Raw genomic sequence first — 1,868 nt, 5'->3', positions numbered from 1 at the left:
GAATCGTTCAGCGGTGCCGAACGCCGGTTCCAGCCGCGGGATTCGTGATCGGGATGTTATAGTAAATTGATCTCTTGATTTTGAGTGCCCTTACTCGAAATCAGGTTGCTATTTTCAGTGTCGCGGCTACTGCTTGTACCCCCGGAAGCTCCTGAAGATTATTATTGATAGCAAACTTTATCTCTTCAAAGCTCGCGTTAATCATGAGCTTCTCATCCACGCCACGTAAAAATATTATTGTTTTTGCATTACCACATGATTTCATAAAGATAATATCATCTTTTTTTAGCATGATACTGTCGTTACTTAGTGTAGTGAGATAAAGCATAGCCACTGTTTTTGTGTGTTTTTGTTAAGGCTGTTAAGATTATTCCTAACCACTGATTTTGTACATATCATCAAAAAAAATAAAAAAACTAATGCCCCCGTGGTGGGTATATAACAAATCACGGGGAGCGGAGCTGACCTGCTCCCCGTTGATTAATACACCGCGATGTTAGTAATGTCTTCATAAGCCACATGAGGACATCCTCATGAAGAAGCGTTTTTCCGACGAACAGATCATCAGTATTCTCCGCGAGGCCGAAGCCGGGGTTTCTGCCCGTGAGCTCTGCCGTAAGCACGCCATTTCCGACGCCATCTTTTACACCTGGCGTAAGAAGTATGGCGGTATGGAGGTGCCCGAGGTTAAGCGCCTTAAGTCGCTTGAGGAAGAGAACGCCAGACTCAAGAAACTGCTTGCCGAAGCCATGCTGGATAAGCAGGCGCTTCAGGTGGCTCTGGGGCGAAAGTACTGACGACAGACCAGAAGCAGGAAGCCGTTGAGTTTATGTGTGATGCGACCGGTCTGTCGCAACGTAGTGCCTGCAGGCTTACAGGTTTGCCCCTGTCGACCTGCCGCTATGAGGCTCAGCGTTCGGCGGCTGATGCGCATTTATCACTGAGCTGGCACTGGAGCGCAGGCGTTTTGGCTACCGACGCATCTGGCAGTTACTGCGCCGTGAAGGCCTTCATGTTAATCACAAGCGCGTGTACCGTCTTTACCACCTTAACGGGCTGGGTGTAAAACGCAGACGACGTCGTAAAGGTCTGGCAACAGAACGTCTGCCGCTGCTCCGCCCGGAGGCGCCCAACCTGACCTGGCCGATGGATTTTGTCATGGACGCGCTGGCCACCGGTCGCAGGATCAAGTGCCTGACCTGCGTGGACGACTTCACGAAGGAGTGTCTGACAATTACCGCCGTCTTCGGGATTTCAGGCGTTCAGGTCACGCGAATTCTGGACAGCATTGCACTGTTTCGCGGCTATCCGGCGACGATAAGAACTGACCAGGGGCCGGAGTTTACCTGCAGAGCACTCGACCAGTGGGCTTATGAGCATGGGGTGGAGCTACGGCTTATCCAGCCGGGCAGGCCAACACAGAACGGATTTATTGAAAGTTTTAACGGACGATTCAGGGATGAGTGCCTCAATGAGCACTGGTTCAGCGATATCGTTCACGCCAGGAAAACGATTAATGACTGGCGGCAGGATTAGAGCGAGTGTCGTCCACATTCATCGCTGAACTACCAGACTCCGGCTGAATTTGCGGCGGGCTGGCGAAACGGGAAATATGAAGAAAAACGAACCGACATTACTAACTGAAGGTTGTATCTAATCCTGGGGGGGCAGGTCAACCGCGTTGGATGATTGTGGATCATGATTATATATGTTTTTTTCTTATCAGAAACAATGGGTTAAATAGTTTTATTTTGATGGTTGGTGTCGCGGAGTGGTGCTGGTTTCACTTCAGGGGTAGGCATATGGAACAGGATCCTCTTGAGATCCTTTCTGTTGCGTCGTAATCTCTTGCCCTGGAAACGAAAAAA

General features: G+C 49.8%; 1 protein-coding gene and 1 pseudogene. One reads left to right on the top strand and one right to left on the bottom strand.

The features are described 5' to 3' along the window. Positions 1-100: 100 nt before the first annotated feature. On the bottom strand, positions 101-334 hold the full coding sequence (locus AB0G52_RS40885) for a hypothetical protein (protein ID WP_361344338.1): 234 nt from the start codon (positions 332-334) through the stop codon (positions 101-103). A 199-nt stretch (positions 335-533) separates the two neighbouring features. Here AB0G52_RS40885 and AB0G52_RS40880 point away from each other — a divergent pair. Then, a pseudogene (locus AB0G52_RS40880) lies at positions 534-1,644 on the top strand (IS3 family transposase). The last annotated feature ends 224 nt before the right edge of the window (positions 1,645-1,868 follow it).

The sequence above is a fragment of the Streptomyces sp. NPDC021562 genome (assembly GCF_040640875.1).
Lineage (GTDB): Bacteria > Actinomycetota > Actinomycetes > Streptomycetales > Streptomycetaceae > Streptomyces.
The sequence above is the reverse complement of the archived record's forward strand: the minus strand, read 5'-3'. Positions and strand labels throughout refer to the sequence as shown.